Here is a 17198-nt window from a genome sequence, read left to right on the forward strand (position 1 = left end):
ACTCTGGAGCCAGAATGCCTAGTCAAARGGACATCGCCGCCGAAAGCGGCGCACCGATGATTCCTGAACAGCGCCGTGAATTGATGCTGCGCCAATTGCGCAAGCATCAGGTGCTGAGCGTTCATCAGTTGATGGAAATGTTCGACTGCTCGCACATGACCATCCGCCGCGATATCGCGCTGCTTGAACAGGAAGGCCGTGCTTACTCGGTCACTGGCGGCGTGCGAATTGCCAGCCAGCTCCACAGCGAGCCCAGTCATCAGTTCAAGGCGGTGGTCGAGTTGCCGCAGAAGCAGGCGATGGCCAAGCTGGCCGCGCGGCTACTGCATGCCGATATGACGGTTTATCTGGATGCGGGGACCAGCACACTGGAAATCGTCCCGTACATCAAGGCGCTGTCGGGAATGACCGTGGTGACCAACGACTTCGGGATTGTCCAGGCGCTGATCGATGCGCCCCATGTCACGGTGATTCACACCGGCGGGCAACTGGATCATTCGAATCAATCGTGCGTGGGCGGTCTGGCGGTGGCCACCTTGCGTCAGATCGTCACCGATATCGCTTTCATTTCCACCAGCTCCTGGGATTTGCGTCGCGGCCTCACCACGCCGTCGGCGCTGAAGGTGGAGGTYAAGCAAGTCGCGATGCAATCGGCCTCGCAWGTGGTGCTGGTGGCCAGCAGTTCGAAGTACGGCACGTTCAGCATGTACCGGATCGCCGGGCTCGAGCAGTTCGACATCATCCTCAGCGACGACGCACTGACCCCTGCCGCGGCCGATAGCATCCGCAAGCAGGGTGTCGAACTGCTGTTGCCTTCCGATAACAACCTGTAAGGCGTTAGCGCGCCTTCCAGTCCCGCAGCCACTGCAAGCCGGCCGACGTGTTGCCACGGGGCCGGTATTCGCACCCTACCCAGCCGTCATAACCCAACTGGTCGATCAACTCGAACAGATAGGGATAGTTGACTTCGCCCAGGTCCGGCTCATGTCGATCCGGTACGCCGGCGATCTGGATATGACCGATGCCGGCGAAATCCCGACGCAGTTTAGTGGCCAGGTCACCTTCGACGATCTGGCAGTGGTAGCAATCGAACTGAACCTTCAGGTTACTGGCGCCCACTTCCTTGCAGATGGCCTGGGCCTGATCTTGGCGGTTGAGGAAAAAGCCCGGCATGTCGCGCGTGTTGATCGGTTCCAGCAGCACGGTGACACCGACCTTGGCGGCCTGCGCGGTGGCGTAGGCCAGGTTCTCCAGGTACGCGCCGTGATGCCGTGGTCGATCGTTTTCCGACGGCAGCAGCCCGGCCATCACATGGATGCGTGAGTTGCCCAGGACGGCGGCGTATTCCAGTGCGCGATCGAAACCGCTGCGAAATTCACTCTCCCGGCCCGGCAACGATACCGTGCCCCGCTCGCCTGCCGCCCAATCGCCGGGCGGTGCGTTGAACAGCGCCTGCACCAGGCCGTTATCGCTCAAGCGCTGTTTGAGTTCCTGGGCGCTGTAGTCGTAGGGGAACAGGTATTCCACCGCTTCAAAACCATCGGCGGCCGCGGCGGCGAAACGATCCAGAAACTCATGTTCAGGGTAGAGCATGCTGAGGTTGGCAGCAAAACGAGGCATGGTAGCTCCTTGGACAGAAGGTTAGACAAACGGCCAGATCAGCAAGGTAATACCGAAACCCAGCGTGCCGAGCAAGGTGGTCAGCACGGTCCAGGTACGCAGGCCGTCGGCCACGTTCAACCCGGACAGCTTGGTGAAGATCCAGTAACCGGCGTCGTTGATATGGGACATGGCCAACCCGCCACCGCCCATGGCCAGGCACAGCAGCGCCATGTGATTCGCGGTGAGGTTGAGGGTCGCGATCAGCGGGCTGATGATGCCGGCGGTGGTCACCAGCGCCACCGTGGTCGAGCCCTGGACCGCACGCAACAGCATGGTCAGCAGAAAGCCCAGCGCGAGCACCGGCAGACCGGTGGTGCGCAACAAATCGGAGACCACCGCGCCGATGCCGGTATCCACCAGCACCTTGCCGAACACACCGCCGGCACCGGCAATCAGAATCACCATGGCCACACCTGGCAAGGCCGAACCGATCACGTCAGACACCTGGGTACGACTCCAGCCCCGACGCGACCCCAACAACCAGGCACACAGCAAGGTGTCGATCAGCAGCGCCACCAATGGCGCACCGAGCACGGTCATGATGCCGCGCAGGACCGAGTCGGCAGGCAGCAACGAGTTGGACAGTGTTCCCAGCAGAATCAGAATGATCGGTAGCGCGATCAGGCTGACGATCATGCCAAAACCCGGCGCGGGTGCTGGCGGCAACTTGGAAACGATCGCGCTGGTGGACTCTTCCAGGCCCATGTGCGACGCGGCCACGGCAGCTCGTTCAGCGCTCTTGCCGTTGCCATTGGCCCAGGCGACCAGGTCTTCGTTGGTGACATGCGGGCCATAGACTTCGGCGCGGATATCGTCGGTCATCGGGTACACCCGACGGGTCATGCGCCCGGCCACGCGGTAACCGACATAGCAGAGGAACGCGGTGATCGGCAGACCGAACATCAGCACGCGACCGAGGTCGGCACCCAACTGACTGGCAGCGGCCACCGCGCCGGGGTGTGGCGGCAGGAAGGCGTGTACGGTCAGCAACGCAGCACACATCGGCAACGCAAACACCAACAGTGGCTTGCGTGCACTGCGGGCAACGCCATAGGCCAGCGGCATCAGGATGATCACACCGACCTCGAAGAACACCGGCACCCCGACCATGAACCCGGCAATCGTCAGCGCCAGCGGCGTGCGTCGATTGCCGAAACGGCTGATCAGCGTCTTGGCCAGCGCCTCGGCGCCGCCGGAGAGTTCGATGATCCGCCCGATCATCGCGCCCAGGGCAATGATGATCGCGATATGGCCCAACGTCTTGCCCATGCCGCCTTCGATGGTGGCGACCAGGTCGGCCGGTTTTACCCCGGCCACCAGCGCCACCAGAATGCTCACCAGCATCAACGCCACGAACGGCTGGAACTTGTACTTGAGCACCAAAAACAACAACAGAGCGATCCCTAGCCCCGCGGTAACCATCAGGATTAACGGGCTCATTTCACAAGCCCTCCGCGCCGGGCGAACACAAGGGTGCTGCAACCGGGTCTGAAAATGCCGCAGTGAAGGTGAGTCATGCCTGGATGTCCTCTTGTTATTGTATTTTTCAGGCAAGCCGGGGTCGTGGGAGTCGCTGCGCGTCTCCCGAACAAGGCCTGCTTTATCGGTCTATCGTGTTAAAAAACTTCAGCGCCCTACCAGTGCACACCGAAAGCCGCTCGCAGCTCGTCCAGTGCTGCCTGATCGAGTGGTTCGGGCTTGGGATTGCTCATCAGCCACAACCGCGCGGTTTCTTCGAGCTCCTCCAGGGCGTAGCTGGCTCTGGACACCGAACTCTCCCAGACCACCGGCCCCAGCCGTTCGAGCATCACGCCGCGAACACTGTTGGCCAGTTGTGCGACCTGTTCGGCCACCTTTGGCGAGCCGGGACGCTGGTAGCTGATCAACGGGATATGCCCGACTTTCATCACCTGATAGGGCGTCAATGGCGGCAGGATGTCGTTCGGCTGCCAGACACCTGCCAACGTCAACGCCACCAGATGAGTGGAATGGGTATGCACCACACCACCGACACTCGGGTTGCGGTCGTAGACCTGGCGATGCAACGCCAATGTCTTCGACGGCTTGTCGCCAGACACCCATTCGCCAGCCAGATTGACCTTGGCGATGGTCGCCGGATCGAGGCGGCCGAGGCAGACATCGGTCGGCGTGATCAGCCAGCCATCGTCCAGCCGTGCGCTGATATTGCCGGCGCTGCCGACGGTGTAACCGCGCTCATACAGGCTGCGGCCAACGTCGCAGATTTCTTCGCGCAGGGCGTTTTCATTACTCATTGCGCACCTCCGGTCTGGGCCAGTTGCTTCAGCGCTTTGCTGAAGAAATCCCGACCACCGAAGTTGCCTGATTTGAGCGCCAGGGCCAGAGGCTCATCGGTGCTGCTGACGGTTGCCGGCACACCCGGATCAATCTGCGCGCCAATTTGCAGCAGTTGTACGCCCAGCGCCTGAACCACCGCGCCCGAAGTTTCACCGCCGGCGATCACGAAGCGCCGCACGCCGCTCTGACGCAAGCCTTGGGCAATTTCGCCAAAGGCGTTTTCCACCAGACTGCCGGCCTGTTCGACGCCGAGCTGCTGCTGCACGGCCTTGACCTCGTCCGGTGCGCTGGTGGCGTAGATCAATACGGTTTGTTCATTGTTCTTGGCGAAGGCCAGAGCCTGGGCCACCACGGGTTCGCCAGCCGCCAGGGCCAACGGATCAATCCGCAACGCGGGTCGACCGGCTTCGAGCCAGGCTGCGACTTGGCCATTGGTGGCGATCGAAGCGCTACCGGCCAACACCACTTCACCACCGGCCACCGCCGGGAGTTTCGAGGCATCGAGGTCGCGCAATTTACCGGCGCGACGGAAGTTTTCCGGCAAGCCCAGGGCCAGCCCCGAGCCGCCAGTCAACAACGGCAAGTCGGCGCAGGCGGTGCCGAGGGTGTACAGATCCTGGTCCGACAAGGCATCGGCAATCGCCATACCGATACCTTGAGCCCGCAGTTCGGCGATGCGCCCGCGTACCTTTTCGGCGCCTTGGGCAATGGTGTCGTAGCGCAACAGGCCGACGTTCAGACGGGTCTGCGACTGCAGCACCCGCACCAGGTTGGCATCGGTCATCGGCGTCAGCGGGTGATGCTGCATGCCCGACTCGCTGAGCAGTTGATCCTGGACGAACAAGTGACCGCGAAAGATCGTCCGGCCATTCTCCGGGAACGCCGGGCACGCCAGGGTGAAGTCGCTGCCCAGCGCCGCCAGCAGTGCTTCACTGACCTGGCCGATATTGCCGGCCGCGGTGGAATCGAACGTCGAGCAGTACTTGAAGAAAATCTGCTCGCAGCCTTGCTCACGCAACCAGGCCAGCGCGGCAAGGGATTGCTCGACCGCTTCGGCGACTGGAATGGTGCGTGACTTGAGGGCGATGACGATCGCATCGGCATCGAGCCCGGCCGCCACTTCGCTGCTCGGAATGCCAATGCTTTGCACGGTGCGCATACCGCCGCGCACCAGCATGTTGGCCAGGTCCGTGGCACCGGTGAAATCGTCGGCGATGCAGCCCAGCAATGGGCGTGCAGGGGTAGTGTTCATTGGGTGTTCCTCAAACCGGCTCGGTCTTGGCAGTCGGCAACTCGATGCCGGGGAAAATCTTGATTACTGCCGAGTCGTCCTCACGCCCGAAGCCGGCACTGGAAGCCTGCATGAACATCTGGTGGGCGGTGGCCGACCGAGCAACTGGTTGATGATCTTGACCTTCGAACCCAGGCCATGGCTGTCGCCCAGGCGATAAACCTTGCCGGCCATGCCTGCCAGGACGGCTTCGGCCTTGGCGTAAGCGTCGGCCGGGCCGGACGTCATCATGGTCATTTCACCGGCAGCCGCCTTGGCTGCGCCACCGGAGATCGGGGCATCCAGATACAGCAAGCCCTGGGCGGTCAGGCGCTGGCCCAGGTCGACAGCGTAGGTCGGGGCCACGGTGGCACAACCGATCACCAGGCTGCCCGGGCGCAACGCAGCGACGGCGCCACCCTCGCCAAACAATACGGTTTCGGTCTGCTCGGCGTTCACCACCACGGTAATGATCACGTCGCACGCCGCGGCCATCTGCGCGGGCGAAGAGCACGCCACGCCGCCCTCCCCGGCAAACTGTTCAGTCACCTGCGCACGCACATCACAGGCATGCACATTGAAACCACTGCGCAACAGTGAGCGGGCAATGCCCAACCCCATCGCGCCCAGACCGACAACACCGACATTCTTGTTATTCATGGGGTACTCCTGAGGGAAGCAACGGCCTGTTCCACGCCGACAAAGCGCAGGCGGCGGGCCGCGATGTAGAGATGGGCACCGGCGGCATGGCCAGCGGATCGCCCAACACAATGGCAGCTACGAGCTGCTTGACACGGGTTGAGCAGATAATCCACCAATGAACAGATTATGTGAAGTATTTTTTTAAAATAACATTTTTTAACATCGGCTCAGATGCATCGATAGCCGCGACGCGCTTTTTTGTAGCAGCTGTCGAGCTCGCGAGGCTGCGTTCGGCKGCGCAGCMGTCGTAAAACCAGAACTCGCGGTGCRTCAGGCMRACCRCGTCAGCCGGATTCACGACGGCTGCGCCGCCGAACGCAGCCTCGCAGGCTCGGCAGCTGCTACGGGTCGCGTTCACGCAGGTGAAAAAAGTCAGATTGCCATCAGGCCGCCTTGCAAAAACACCACGACCGTCTAAGTTCAGAACTATCTCTACAGGCGTAACCAAACCGTACATAAACCAGCCCCTCAGGCGAGAGAATCTATTGATCTAAAACCAACCAGACGCTGCTTTTAATTACTGACACGGAATCAGTCATAAAAATAAAGAGGGATGCTTGATGAAGCGCAGCCATGGGTATCGTGCGTTCTCGCAACGGGGGCCTGCCGGTCATTTCTGGATTTCATTGCTTTGCTTCTCAGGCTTGGTGATCGCCAGCTTTCTGTTGTTCGAACAACAGATCCAGGACTTCCTGACCCATCTCAACTTGTACCAGCCTTCCACTCCCACCCAAAAACTCAACCTGGCCCTGCTGCTGATCGCCCTGCTCGCGCTGGACGTGGTGCTGCCGGTGCCTTCGAGCATGGTCGCGCTGCTGGCCGTGGCCATGCTCGGCGCTGTTGGCGGCTACCTGGTGATTTTCGTGGGGCTGTGCCTGGGGGCCGGGCTGGGGTATGCGCTGGGGGCGGGCTATTTTCGGCTGCTGTCCGGCCGCCTGGGCCTGCATCAGCGCCAGCCGGGGCAACTGGCATACAAGCTGGGCACGCTGTCGTTGATCTGCCTGCGCGGCGTGCCGGTATTGGCCGAAACCTCGGTGGTGGCCGCCGGGATGCAACGTTATCCGCTGCCCGCGTTCGTGTTAGTGACCACCCTGGCCAATGCCGGTCTGGCACTGGCCTACAGCGCCATCGGCATCTACCTCGTCGAGCAGAACGCGCTGCTGGTGACCCTGCTCGCCAGCATGGTGTTGCCCGGGCTGTTTATCGCCGGGTACAGCCTGTTCAAAACCTTGCGCAAGCAAAACGCCGAGCAATCCCTGCACGGGCGTTTCGAGGTCCGTTACGACTACCCGGTGGTGTTCACCGATCACCTGTTCGAGCCGTCCAATCCGTGTCTGCATCACCAGCTCACCGCACGACTCACCCCACAGCACCGGGGCCCGGCGACGGTGCTGGTGTTCGCCGATGAACAACTGCTGCAAAGCGCCCCGCACCTGCTGGAACAGATCGACGCCTACTTTGCCGCCCATGCGGCGGACCTGCATTTGCAGGCCGCGCCGATTGCGGTGCCGGCCGGCGAACTGAGCAAGGACTCACAGGTGTTGCAGCAGCTTTACACCGATATGCTGCAGCATGGGCTGGACCGGCATTGCTATGTGCTGGCCCTGGGCGGCGGTGCGGTGCTGGATGCGGTGGGCTACGCCTGCGCCACCTTCCACCGTGGCATTCGCCTGATCCGCATCCCGAGCACCGTGCTGGCGCAGAACGACGCCGGCATCGGGGTGAAAAACGGCATCAATGCCTTCGGCCAGAAGAACCTGCTGGGCGCCTTCTACCCCGCCACTGCGGTAATCAACGACTTCCAGCTGCTGACCAGCCTGACCCGCCGCGACCAGATCGCCGGGCTGGCCGAGGCGGTAAAAGTGGCGCTGATCAAAGACCAGGCCTTCTTCCAATGGATGGAACAACAGGCCGACGCCCTCGCCCACTTCGATCACTCGGCCAGCCGCTATGCCATTCGCCGCTGCGCCGAACTGCACCTGGCACACATCACCGGTGCCGGCGACCCCTTCGAGCGCGGTAACGGACGGCCACTGGATTACGGGCATTGGGCCGCGCACAAACTGGAAAACCTCAGCCGGCACCGACTGCGCCATGGTGAAGCCGTGGCGGTGGGCATGGCCCTGGATGGGCTCTATGCCAATGCCCTGGGGTTGTTGAGCGATGCCGACACCGAACGGCTGCTGAACCTGTTGCTCAAGCTCGGCTTCAGCCTGAGCCCGCCGGAACTGACCTTGAAAGATGCACAGGGACGCTCGCTGGTTCTGCTCGGTCTGGAGGAATTCCGCCAGCACCTGGGCGGGCAACTCTCCATCCCCATGCTCAGCCGGATCGGCGAGTCGGTGGACCTGCACGAGATCGATGCCGCGCGGATGGAACAGGCGCTGCAACGGCTGTCGACCCGCATCGATCCGGCGCTCACCCTCAGCGAGGGCTGCGCGCAATGAGCCAGACACCACTGAACCTGAAAACCTGGATGACCCTCGGCCGGGTATCCAACCTGCCCACCGTGTGGACCAACACCTTGGCCGCCGCCCTGCTCGCCAGCAGCGCTGGTGCCCTGGCGCCGCCGTCGTCGCTGGTGTGGATCCTGCTGTTGGCCGCGCTGTCGTTGCTGTATCTGGCCGGCATGTTATTGAACGACCTGCTGGACGCCGACTGGGACCAACAGCACCACAATCCCCGCCCTATCACGTTGGGTCTGGTCAGCCGCCAGCAAGTGGGGCTGGCTACTGCGCTGTTGCTGATACTGGCTGCGGCCTCGGTATTGGGCCTGAGCCGGTTGATCGATCAACCGCACTGGTTGCTGGGTAGCGCCACCCTGCTGGTGGGCTGCATCCTCGGCTACAACGTGCTGCACAAGAAATACGCCCACAGCGTCTGGCTGATGGGCGCCTGCCGCTCGGCCCTCTACCTGACGGCGGCGGCCAGCCTGGCGGTGCCGCCGGAGCCGATCTGGCTGTGCGCCATGTTGCTTGGCGTCTACATCAGCGGCCTGACCTACCTGGCTCGTCAGGAACACAACAACCAGTTGCTCAGCCGCCTGCCGCTACTGCTGATGTTGAGCCCGCTGGCGCTGGCGATCTATTCCGACAACGTCTGGTTCTGGCCGGTGCTACTGCTCTGGCTTGGCTGGCTGGGCTGGCATTACTGGCACCACTTGGCCAACCCGCAGCAACGGCAAGTCCGTGCCTTTATCGGCGCTGGCCTGGCGGCTCTGCCACTGTTTGATGCCCTGGTGCTGGCTGTGGCCAACCAGCCGCTGGGCAGCCTGTTATGCGTTCTGGTGTTTTTCCTGCTTCCACACTTCCAGCGCTGGATCAAACCGACATGAACATGGACGTCACTGCATCGCCATCGGCGGCTCTCGAAATACGCCACGACTGCCTCGCCGAACAACACCGGGCCCTTACCCAACAGCTCGATGACGCCGAGCTGCAGTGGTGGCGCCAGGCACAGGAGCGGCTTGCCCAACGCCCGGACGCCAATACCGCGGCGCTGTTGAGCAGCCAGTCCAAGCGCAACTTCAAGGAACAACCACTGCCCCACAGTCCCGACTGGAGCAGTGTCCAACTGGCGCGGGCATTGTTGCTGGCTCAGGTCCTGGAGCAACAGCCCCTCGCCGGGCAACTGCCCTTGCTGCGCCAACTGTTTCTGTGGGGCGACGATCAAGAAAAAATCGCCACCCTGAAGGCCCTCGACTGGCTCGACAGCCGTGGGCTCTGTGTGGAGCTGGCGCTGCAGGCCGGGCGTACCAGTAACAGCCAGGTGTTCGCCGCCCTCGCGCTCGACACCCTCTACCCATCGCGCCATTACAGCGAACGGGCCTTCCATCAATTGGTGCTGAAGGCGCTGGGCATGGGGCTCGATATACGACGCCTGATCGGCCTGACCCAACGACACAGCGTCACCCTCAACCAGCTGGCCCTCGACCTGCTGGACGAACAGCTCGCCGCCGAACGAACGGTGTCCGCCGGGCTGCCCCGAGTGATTGCCTTCGACCTGCTCAGCCCGGCGCAACACCAGCGCCTGGCCGGCCTGAGTCAGCAGCAACGCTTGCCGCCTGAGTGGCATGAGTACTTGGCCGGCACCTCACAGAACTGACACTCAACGACTCCTTTTCCTTGACGAGGATTTACCATGCTCAAGTACTTCGACCCGCATATTCATATGGTCAGCCGCACCACCGATGACTACCAGAACATGGCCGCCGCCGGCATCACCGGGGTGATCGAACCGGCCTTCTGGCAGGGTCAGGCCAGGACCAGCGTCGGCAGTTTCATCGACTATTTCGACACCCTGTTGGGCTGGGAGCGCTTTCGCGCCAGCATGTTCGGCATTCATCATTTCTGCACCATCGGCCTCAACCCCAAGGAGGCCAATGACCTGTCGGTGGCCAATGAAGTGCTGGAGATTCTGCCGCGCTACCTGGTGAAAGACGGCGTCGTGGCGGTCGGCGAAATCGGCTACGACGACATCACCCCGGAGGAAGATCGCTTCCTCGCCGCTCAGCTGGAGCTGGCCAGACAATTCAATTTGCCGGTGCTGGTGCACACCCCGCACCGCGACAAGATCGGTGGCACCAAACGCACCCTGGCGGTGATTCGCGAAGTCGGGATTGCCGAGCACCTGGTGATCATCGACCACCTCAACGAACTGACCCTGCCGCTGGTGCTGGACAGCGACTGCTGGCGCGGCCATTCGATCTACCCCAACACCAAGATGTCGGAACAGCGCATGGTCGCCCTGTTGCAGCAGTACGGCACCGAGAAAATGGTGGTCAACAGCGCCGCCGACTGGGGCATCAGCGACCCGCTCAAGGTGCCGAAAACGGGTGAAGCGATGCTGGCTGCCGGCTTCAGCGAAAGCCAGGTCGAACAGGTGCTGTTCCACAACCCCGTGGACTTTTTTGCCCAAAGCGGCCAACTGGACAAGTCCCTGGTCAGCACCCCGCTGCCCATCGACCAGCGTCGGCAGTGGCAGGAGAACTCTGCCCTGCGTGGCCAGGAACCGGTGATCAAATGAGTGCCGGCACGGGTTGGGCTGCCGCGCAGGTCGGTTATTGCAGCAATGTGCACCCGACCCGTGACCTGGCGGGACTACGGTCATCCATCGAATGGCATTTCCGGGGTGTGCGCACCCTGCGCGGCCTGAACGAGCAAGACAGTGGGCTGTGGATCAGCGCCCTCGCCGCAGCCGAACTACAGCAGGCGTCAGCTCGCGCGGACTTCCTCAGCCTGCTGCAACGCAGCGGGCTGCGGCTGACTTCACTTAACGGCTTTCCCTATGGCCAATTTCATCAAGGCGCGGTGAAAGCCGACGTCTATTTGCCCAACTGGACTGATCCGAAACGGCTGGCGTACAGCCTGAATCTGGCCCGAATCCTGGCGCACGCCCTGCCGTCGGATTGCCCCCAAGGCGTGATTTCCACCGTACCACTGGGCTATGCCGCCGACTGGAACCCGCGGCGACAGCAGCGTGCCGAACACCTGCTGCGCCAACTCACGGCTTCACTGGCCAGGCTGCATCGGGAGACGGGCAAGAAGATCGTGTTCTGCCTGGAGATGGAGCCGGACTGTGTGCTGGAAAACACCGACCAGGCCATCGCCTTCTTCCACCGCTACCAAGCCAGCGATCCGCACCATGACTATCTGGCGCTGTGTTTTGATGTCTGCCACCAGGCCGTGGTTTTCGAACACTGCTATCAGTCGCTGGAAAAGCTGCGCCAGGCCCGAGTGCCTGTCGGCAAGATCCAGCTGTCGAACGCGCTGATTTGTCACCTGCCCGCTGAAGACCACAACCGGCGCGAACACGTGCTCAAGACCTTGAGCGACTTCGCCGAAACCACCTACCTGCATCAAGTCAAAGCCCGAGATGCGCAGGCGCGGTTATCGGGCTGGGCCGACCTGCCCGCCGCCCTCGACGATTGCGCCAATAACCTGGGGCAGTACCCCGAACTGCGGATTCATTTCCACATCCCGCTGTTCAGCGAACACTTGCTGCTGCCTGAGCTCAGCGGCAGCCAGATCGCGCTGTCGCAGACTTTCGACTTTCTCGCAGACCATGGGGATTTTCGTCCCGTGCTGGAAGTGGAAACCTACAGCTGGGGCGTCCTGCCCGCGCAACTGCGGCCCAACACCGAGCACGCCCAACTGCAGGGAATCGCCGCAGAACTGCACTGGGTCGAAGAACAACTGCGCCAGCGTCAATTGCTACAACCCCAAGTGCGGGAGGCGTACGCCGATGCCCTCTGATCACCCGCGTCAACCGCTGCTGCTGATCAACGTGGTCGGGCTGACCCCCGCGCTGCTGGGGCCGGCAACGCCGCACATCAATGCCCTGCTGAAAACCGCAAAAATGGCCAGCCTGCAACCAGTGTTTCCGGCCGTCACATCGACGGTGCAGGCGTCGATTCTCACCGGCCTGTCGCCGTCGGAACACGGCATCGTCGGCAATGGCTGGTATTTTCGCGACCAGGCCGAAGTGCGATTCTGGCTGCAACCCAACGCACTGATCCAGGGAGAAAAGGTCTGGCAGGCGCTCAAGCGTGAGCTCCCCGGGTTCCGCTGCAGCCAGTTGTTCTGGTGGTACAACATGTATGCGGACGTGGATGCAGCCATCACCCCACGCCCGCACTACCCGGCCGATGGCCGCAAGATGTTCGGCCTGTATTCGTCACCGGCCTCGTTGCATGAGCGTATTGAGCAGCAGATCGGTGAATTTCCGTTTCCGGGTTTCTGGGGTCCGGCGGCCGGCATCGCATCGAGCCGCTGGATCGTCGACTGCGCCATCGCCGAATTCCAGCTCGATCGACCGGACCTGCAGTTGGTCTACCTGCCGCATCTCGACTATTGCCTGCAGCGACTGGGCCCTGATCATCCGTCGATTGCCGACGAGGTGCGGGCCATCGACAGTGAAGTGGGTCGCCTGCTGGCCTTTGCCCAGGAGCAAGGTGCGGCGGTGATGCTGTTGTCCGAATATGGGATCGAAGCGGTACAGCAATCCGTATCGATTAACCGGCTGTTGCGCTCGGAAGGCTTGTTGCAGGTGCGCCAGTCGCTGACCTGGGAGTTGCTCGACCCCGGCGCCAGCGCGGCCTTTGCCGTGGCCGATCATCAGATCGCGCACATCTACGTGAAACAGGCGCAAGACATTCCTCGCATCAAAGCGCTGCTGCAGCGCCAGCCCGGCATCGAGCAGGTGCTGGATAAAGCCGAACAACGGGCCTGGCAACTGGATCATCCGCGCAGCGGCGAGCTGGTGACCGTGGCCGCGCCGGGTTACTGGTTCGATTACTACTACTGGCTCGACGATCGCAAGGCACCCGACTTTGCCCGCACCGTGGACATCCATCGCAAGCCCGGCTACGACCCGCTGGAACTGTTCATCGACCCGGCCATTCGCTTCCCCAAATTGAAAGTGGCGCGCCGCCTGCTGCAGAAAAAGCTCGGCTTTCGCTACTACATGGACCTGATTCCGCTGGACACCCGCCTGGTCCGTGGCAGCCATGGTCGCCTGCCCGACAGCGAGAACACCGGCCCGCTGCTCATCACCAATTGCGATCTGCCGTTGCCCCAGCGCCTTGCGGCCACGGCAGTGAAGCAACTGCTCCTGGAACACTTCCTGGGGCATTCACACACCGACCCGGCCAATGCCAAGGAGCTTCCATGCGGCGAGCCATTTCTATAACAGTTCTGAGTGCCTTGGCCGGTTTGGCTCAGGCACAGGACACCAACAACTTCAACTGCAGCAACTTCCTGCAATTTGGAATCAGTGCCGACCAGACCCGTACGGCGTTCAACAAGCACCCCGAGACCATGGCCTGGAACTGGTTCGTCTGCCTGAACCAGCCCGACGCCCAGGGTTACAACCGCGTGTGGGAGTCGTTCAAGCCTTCCGACCAGGTCTACCTGGCCAATGGCGTCAACCCTGGCTCGTATGACAGCCGCATGAAGCCGCCGGACGAGGTGCTCAAGCAAGCCAAGGCCCTGGGGCTGGACGCGAACCGTCTGCTGCACAACCTCAATGCCACGCAGCAGGTCGACGGGATGAGCCTGGAAATGGGCGGTACCGTCGTGCCTGAGGCACAGCGAGGCCAAGTCGTGCGCTTTCAACTGCTGATGTCTCAGGACACTTATAACTACATCGTCAAGAACAATGTCTACAACGTAGATGGCCAGGAGGCCCTGACGAGCAACCTGAACTTTCCCGCCACGGCCTGGGAATTGAAAGCCGCCTGGCTGTGGATCGGCGCGGACATGGACTACAAGAAGAAGCTGGAGAACGACGGCTACTACACCGCCCAGGCCTATTACCAGCAGGGCACCGACTACAGGGTCGGCTATGCGGCGTTGAGTGGCTTGCATGTGGTCAACAAACTGGACTCCAGCTGGGTCTGGACCACCTTCGAGAACGTCAACAACAGAAAGTACACCGTGACCAAGGGCCACCCGCCCCGGCCGATGACAAACAGCACCGGACCGACATCGGATGCCATACCGGTCAATACGCAGTTCCAGGCCAACAACCCGACGCTGTCGAAATACGAGTTGATCGGCGTGGAATATCAACCCAAGACCCAGGTGCTGGCGAACTCGCAGCTGGAATCGGCGTTCCAGGACACCTCATCCTGCCTGGCCTGCCACGGCACCGCCGCCTACTCGAAGACCGACGGTTACTTCAATTTCGCCATCCCGACCCAGGGCGGTCTCACCTACCCCACTACACCGCTGCCGGACAAAGACTTCAACGGCTACAAAAAACTGGATTTTGTCTGGTCGCTGAAACGCGCCCAGTGGAAACGCTAAGGAGAGCACGACATGAGCGTATTGAATTTTCCCCGCATCTACCTCAACGGCCAGATGTTCTGGAACCCGCCAACAGCCAACAACAACGACATGTTCCCGCTGTATGACGCGGTGAACACGGACATCAACTGGTCGTTCATGACGCACTTCGGCATCGACCGGAACAATGCTCCCGACACCCTGATGCCATGGGCCATCTCGACGCAGTACATGGCTGGCATGCCGACCTATGTACAGCAGGTGCCAAACAATATCAATCCGAAGCATGACCCGTACATGCCCGCCGAATGGGATCTGTTTGGCGACAACGGTTGCGGCCTGGTGAACTACGGGAAAACCAAGTCGACCGTTATCGGCGGCGAAGTGCAGCCCAATAGCTACATCGATAAGGATGCACTGATCGGCGCGCAATACCACTTGCTCGGCAGCCCCCTGGGCAGCAATACCCCGACCGCGGCGCGCTTCGTGGATATCAGCCCATGGCAGAACACCTTCACGGCGCTGTACTTCGACAAACTGGTGTTAGGGGACGCGAACTGCGGCCTGACCCTCAACCGCAAGTACCGGATGATGGACCGTTTCCTGAACTTCAGTTGGGGAGCCCTGGGTGGCCTGGTGAACGTCAGCACCACCTGGCAGACCTGCTTCCCCAAGGAGAATCTGGAATGGGCGCTCGGCAACTCGTCCCTGCTGGCCAACCTGAAGCAGCAGATGGAGCAGCAAGGGGCACAGGGCCTGATGTTCCGCTTTTGCGTCTACCTGACCTGCTATGACAAGAACGGGATATTCAACGATTACCCACAGCGCCTCGACACCCGTTCCAACAACCCGAACGTCATGGCGAAAGTGCGTGACCTCTACAGAAAGGGCTTGGACAACGTCAACGAGATTTTCTTCAATCCTGCCTACAGCCGCACCTCGGCGGTCCTGGGGCTGTGGTTCGCCGGTGAATACCCCACCGCGCCCGCCGGAAGGCGACTGGTGGCCAATAAGGCGGTGTCGATGAGCCAGCTGTATTCCCAGGAGACACAACAAGTCAAGTTGGGGGTGATTTCGGCACAGATCAACGACTACACCCTGTCACTTGACCTGGGCAATACCTTTCCGAGCTATCCCGTGGATGCCACGGCTGATATCCCCGTCCCGGAAAAATTCAATGCCGGTACCTACCATTTGGGTGCCGAGAAGGATGGAACATTCAAGCCGGCGGTCATCTTGAACTTCGCGGACTATCGGCAGTCGGCCTTCAACCAGCGCTCGGGTATCCTCGATGTTCCCCTCGATGACTATACCAAGGGTGTATTGGAATCCGGTCCCCTGATTCTACGTCGGTTGGGCCTGTACAGCGCTCCCCAGACCGTCGCCGCCACCCAGCAGACATGGACCGCCGAGGTGATCGAAAGCGGCAGCTTCATCGACGTCGGCGACTACAAGAAGCTGACCATCATGGTGCAGAACAATGGCCAGCCGGCCGCCAACACGACACTGTGGGTGGCCGAGTACAACAACCCCTACATGGTGACCAGCAGCGACTACTACCTGGCATTCAGCAACGCCGCCGACTTCACGCTGTTCTACGACAACCCGGCGGACCGCAGCAAGAACACGGCCGGTCTGCCGCAGTTCACCGACGCACCCTCGGTCGGCCTCTACCGCAGCACTGGCAGCGGCCGCCGACTGACGGACCTGCAGGACGTGCCTGAACCTTCTGGAACCCCAGTCGGTTATCAAGAGTTCCTCACTGTTTCCGGTAAACCGGTCGCGGTGAACCTGCGCCCCTGCCTGACCTTGGACAAGCCCATCGGTCGCACCGGTACGCTGAACGACGAGAAGGGCAACTCCGTCAATTACACCTATGCCGTCATCACCACCAACGCCCAAGGTATCGCTCAGATAGGCTGCAAGGCAGTCGCGCCAGGCTTCCCCACCCTGCGCTTCTTCGTGAAGGAAGGCGATAAGGATCCGACCATCCCCTTCAGCTTCCCGCTCTCCGAGGCCTACGTCGACTTCCTTGCCCCGCTGCGGGTCCTGCCGCTGGACATGAAGTTGCAACAGGACTTCATCGACACCTGGAACGGCATGTGCACCTCCACGCAAGCTCCGGAAGAAATATGGAACACGTTCATCTTTCCAAAGGTGCTGCAGTCGTTCTATTACCTCTACCCCATCATGAACAAGTACATGCCCCTTGATTCACGCACGCGGGTGGAGGGCGCCGTCGACCAGTTACTCATATTGATCAACAAGGACAACCAGGACGAAAGCACCCTGGCCATGCCGATCACCCGAGACCTGTCGCAAAGCCGCCGCGCCGTGCTGCAGCTGTGGGCCAAACGCCTGGTGAAACTCAACTTCCCACCCAGGAAACTCTCCATGAGCGACTACAACGACCTTTGACGTTTCACGCCGGATTACCGGGTGGCGAGTCCGCCACCCGGCAC

13 protein-coding genes and 1 pseudogene are annotated in these 17198 nt (G+C 61.6%); 9 read left to right on the forward strand and 5 right to left on the reverse strand.

Going from position 1 to position 17198, the window contains the following annotated elements:
* Positions 1–14: 14 nt before the first annotated feature.
* Positions 15–833, forward strand: coding sequence for a DeoR/GlpR family DNA-binding transcription regulator (locus AC1DIS_RS23865; RefSeq protein ID WP_477781119.1), 819 nt, complete (start codon positions 15–17; stop codon positions 831–833).
* A gap of 4 nt (positions 834–837) precedes the next feature.
* Here the strand turns inward: AC1DIS_RS23865 and otnI are convergent, their stop codons facing one another.
* The 5 genes and pseudogenes from otnI to AC1DIS_RS23890 all read right to left on the reverse strand — a co-directional run bounded on the left by otnI (position 838) and on the right by AC1DIS_RS23890 (position 5908).
* A complete protein-coding gene (gene otnI, locus AC1DIS_RS23870; RefSeq protein WP_064617537.1) occupies positions 838–1620 on the reverse strand; it encodes a 2-oxo-tetronate isomerase in 783 nt (260 codons plus the stop codon).
* Positions 1621–1641: 21 nt separating this feature from the next.
* Positions 1642–3102, reverse strand: coding sequence for a GntP family transporter (locus AC1DIS_RS23875; protein WP_018928934.1), 1461 nt, complete (start codon positions 3100–3102; stop codon positions 1642–1644).
* A gap of 194 nt (positions 3103–3296) precedes the next feature.
* Complete coding sequence (gene otnC, locus AC1DIS_RS23880; RefSeq protein ID WP_007941469.1) at positions 3297–3935, reverse strand: 3-oxo-tetronate 4-phosphate decarboxylase; 639 nt, start codon at positions 3933–3935, stop codon at positions 3297–3299.
* Positions 3932–5230, reverse strand: coding sequence for a 3-oxo-tetronate kinase (otnK, locus tag AC1DIS_RS23885; protein WP_018928933.1), 1299 nt, complete (start codon positions 5228–5230; stop codon positions 3932–3934). The genes otnC and otnK overlap by 4 nt, the downstream gene beginning before the upstream one ends.
* A gap of 10 nt (positions 5231–5240) precedes the next feature.
* A pseudogene (locus AC1DIS_RS23890) lies at positions 5241–5908 on the reverse strand (NAD(P)-dependent oxidoreductase).
* 602 nt (positions 5909–6510) lie between these two features.
* On the opposite strand from AC1DIS_RS23890, the gene AC1DIS_RS23895 reads away from it, so the two are divergent.
* From AC1DIS_RS23895 to AC1DIS_RS23930, 8 genes are read left to right on the forward strand one after another with little or no spacing between them, the layout of a single operon-like run.
* Complete coding sequence (locus tag AC1DIS_RS23895; protein ID WP_477743206.1) at positions 6511–8397, forward strand: 3-dehydroquinate synthase; 1887 nt, start codon at positions 6511–6513, stop codon at positions 8395–8397.
* Complete coding sequence (locus AC1DIS_RS23900; protein WP_064617529.1) at positions 8394–9284, forward strand: UbiA family prenyltransferase; 891 nt, start codon at positions 8394–8396, stop codon at positions 9282–9284. Before AC1DIS_RS23895 ends, AC1DIS_RS23900 begins: the two co-directional genes overlap by 4 nt.
* Complete coding sequence (locus tag AC1DIS_RS23905; protein WP_477743207.1) at positions 9281–10054, forward strand: EboA domain-containing protein; 774 nt, start codon at positions 9281–9283, stop codon at positions 10052–10054. Before AC1DIS_RS23900 ends, AC1DIS_RS23905 begins: the two co-directional genes overlap by 4 nt.
* A 36-nt stretch (positions 10055–10090) precedes the next feature.
* The gene (locus AC1DIS_RS23910) at positions 10091–10975 is read left to right on the forward strand and encodes a TatD family hydrolase (protein WP_138867418.1); all 885 of its coding nucleotides are present in this window, start codon (positions 10091–10093) and stop codon (positions 10973–10975) included.
* Positions 10972–12204 (forward strand): metabolite traffic protein EboE, encoded by a 1233-nt coding sequence (gene eboE / locus AC1DIS_RS23915; RefSeq protein WP_349745810.1) that lies wholly within the window; start codon positions 10972–10974, stop codon positions 12202–12204. Before AC1DIS_RS23910 ends, eboE begins: the two co-directional genes overlap by 4 nt.
* A complete protein-coding gene (locus AC1DIS_RS23920) occupies positions 12194–13639 on the forward strand; it encodes an alkaline phosphatase family protein (RefSeq protein WP_477743208.1) in 1446 nt (481 codons plus the stop codon). The genes eboE and AC1DIS_RS23920 overlap by 11 nt, the downstream gene beginning before the upstream one ends.
* Complete coding sequence (locus AC1DIS_RS23925) at positions 13618–14757, forward strand: hypothetical protein (RefSeq protein ID WP_019578685.1); 1140 nt, start codon at positions 13618–13620, stop codon at positions 14755–14757. The genes AC1DIS_RS23920 and AC1DIS_RS23925 overlap by 22 nt, the downstream gene beginning before the upstream one ends.
* 12 nt (positions 14758–14769) lie before the next feature.
* The gene (locus AC1DIS_RS23930) at positions 14770–17154 is read left to right on the forward strand and encodes a hypothetical protein (RefSeq protein WP_111453175.1); all 2385 of its coding nucleotides are present in this window, start codon (positions 14770–14772) and stop codon (positions 17152–17154) included.
* Positions 17155–17198 lie beyond the last annotated feature (44 nt).

It is taken from the genome of Pseudomonas sp. 05N433 (genome assembly GCF_056396925.1).

Excerpts from the sequence above, each read along its gene's own strand:
- AC1DIS_RS23910 (WP_138867418.1), top strand. The coding sequence starts at position 10,091 with ATGCTCAAGTACTTCGACCCGCATATTCATATGGTCAGCCGCACCACC.
- AC1DIS_RS23920 (WP_477743208.1), top strand. The coding sequence starts at position 12,194 with ATGCCCTCTGATCACCCGCGTCAACCGCTGCTGCTGATCAACGTGGTC.
- AC1DIS_RS23930 (WP_111453175.1), top strand. The coding sequence starts at position 14,770 with ATGAGCGTATTGAATTTTCCCCGCATCTACCTCAACGGCCAGATGTTC.
- AC1DIS_RS23925 (WP_019578685.1), top strand. The coding sequence starts at position 13,618 with ATGCGGCGAGCCATTTCTATAACAGTTCTGAGTGCCTTGGCCGGTTTG.
- AC1DIS_RS23895 (WP_477743206.1), top strand. The coding sequence starts at position 6,511 with ATGAAGCGCAGCCATGGGTATCGTGCGTTCTCGCAACGGGGGCCTGCC.
- AC1DIS_RS23875 (WP_018928934.1), bottom strand. The coding sequence starts at position 3,102 with ATGAGCCCGTTAATCCTGATGGTTACCGCGGGGCTAGGGATCGCTCTG.
- otnC (WP_007941469.1), bottom strand. The coding sequence starts at position 3,935 with ATGAGTAATGAAAACGCCCTGCGCGAAGAAATCTGCGACGTTGGCCGC.
- AC1DIS_RS23900 (WP_064617529.1), top strand. The coding sequence starts at position 8,394 with ATGAGCCAGACACCACTGAACCTGAAAACCTGGATGACCCTCGGCCGG.
- AC1DIS_RS23905 (WP_477743207.1), top strand. The coding sequence starts at position 9,281 with ATGAACATGGACGTCACTGCATCGCCATCGGCGGCTCTCGAAATACGC.
- otnI (WP_064617537.1), bottom strand. The coding sequence starts at position 1,620 with ATGCCTCGTTTTGCTGCCAACCTCAGCATGCTCTACCCTGAACATGAG.
- eboE (WP_349745810.1), top strand. The coding sequence starts at position 10,972 with ATGAGTGCCGGCACGGGTTGGGCTGCCGCGCAGGTCGGTTATTGCAGC.
- otnK (WP_018928933.1), bottom strand. The coding sequence starts at position 5,230 with ATGAACACTACCCCTGCACGCCCATTGCTGGGCTGCATCGCCGACGAT.